This window comes from Pseudonocardia sulfidoxydans NBRC 16205, from assembly GCF_007989085.1.
GTDB lineage: Bacteria > Actinomycetota > Actinomycetes > Mycobacteriales > Pseudonocardiaceae > Pseudonocardia > Pseudonocardia sulfidoxydans.
Window position 1 is genome coordinate 1 of sequence record NZ_BJVJ01000173.1, and the last position, 1460, is coordinate 1460.

At 71.0% G+C, this 1460-nt stretch carries 1 protein-coding gene; it reads left to right on the forward strand.

Annotation, left to right across the window (positions count from 1 at the left end; genetic code table 11):
• Positions 1–299 precede the first annotated feature (299 nt).
• Positions 300–1460 (forward strand): IS110 family RNA-guided transposase (locus PSU4_RS30855; RefSeq protein ID WP_147116204.1); only part of this gene is annotated, 1161 nt, incomplete at its 3' end.

A 1460-nucleotide genomic window follows, 5' to 3' on the forward strand; every position in this document is an offset into this window, starting at 1 on the left:
CCCGTCGGGCAGGTGCAGCAGCATCACGAACCGGGTCGTCCGCTCGACCAGCGTCCCGATCGCCGACCCGTTCGCGGTCCCGAGGATCAGGTCGCCCTCCGTAAGACTGTGCGTGCCCGGGAGGGTCGGGCGTGGCTGAGGTCTCCTTGCGCTGTGGTCGCTTACTGGGAATGTCCACCCGGCCCTCCGGGCGTCCTGGCTGCTGATTGAGATCTGCGCTCGGTCGCTGGTTACGGATGCGTCAGCGGGATGCCCATGGGCGCTGTCAGCATGAGGCCGGCCAGGAGACGGAGACGCGTGTGAAGCATGATCGGGACCGGGCGTGGGTGGGGATCGACGTCGGCAAGGCCCACCACTGGGCCTGCGTGGTCGACGCCGGCGGCGCGACGCTGCTCTCGGTCAAGGTCGCCAACGACGAGGCCGCCATTGGCGAGCTCATCTCCGCGGTCGGCGCCTTGGCCGCGCAGCCGGTGTGGGCGGTGGACATCATCGGCACGCCCTCGGCGCTGCTGCTGGCGTTGCTGGCCCAGGCCGGGCAGTCGGTGCACTACGCGTCCGGCCGGATCGTCGCGGCGATGAGCGCCGCGTTCAGCGGGGAAGGGAAGACCGACACCAAGGACGCCTTCGTCATCGCCGAGACCGCGCGCTTGCGCCGGGACTTGCCCGTCATCGGTCCCGGCACCGACCTGGTCCGCAACCTGGCCGTGCTCACCGGGCACCGGTCGGACTTGATCGCCGACCGGGTGCGGATGCTCAACCGGCTCCGTGACCTGATGACCAGCGTGTTCCCCAGCTTGGAGCGCGAGTTCGACTACTCGGCCTGCAAAGGCGCGCTGGTCCTGCTGACTGGCTACGCCAGCCCGGATCGGATCCGCCGCGCCGGGCAGAGCCGGCTGACCGGGTGGCTGCGGGCCCGCAAGGTGCGCAACGCCGCCGGCGTCGCCGCCCGGGCCGTCACCGCCGCAAAGGCCCAGTCGATCACGCTCCCCGGCCAGGACGTCACCGCGAGCATCATCAGCGAGCTCGCGACCAGCCTCGTCGCCCTCGACGAGCGGGTGAAGACACTGGACGCGCAGATCCGCGAGCTGTTCGCCCAGCACCCGCAGGCCGCGGTCATCGAGTCCATGCCCGGATTCGGACCGTTCCTCGGCGCCAGCTTGTTGGTCAGCGCCGGAGACCTGCGCGCGTTCCCCAGCGCGGGTCACCTGGCCGCAGCCGCCGGCCTGGTGCCGGTCCCGAACGACTCCGGCCGCCGCACCGGCAACCTGCACCGCCCGTTGCGCTACAGCCGGCCGCTGCGACACGTGTTCTACCTCTCGGCGCAGACCAGCATGATGCGCGCCGGACCCAACCGCGACTACTACCTCAAAAAGCGCAGTCGCGGCGCCACCCACAGCCAAGCCGTCATCGCCCTGGCCCGCCGCCGCATCGACGTGCTCTGGGCGCTGCTGCGGGAGAAC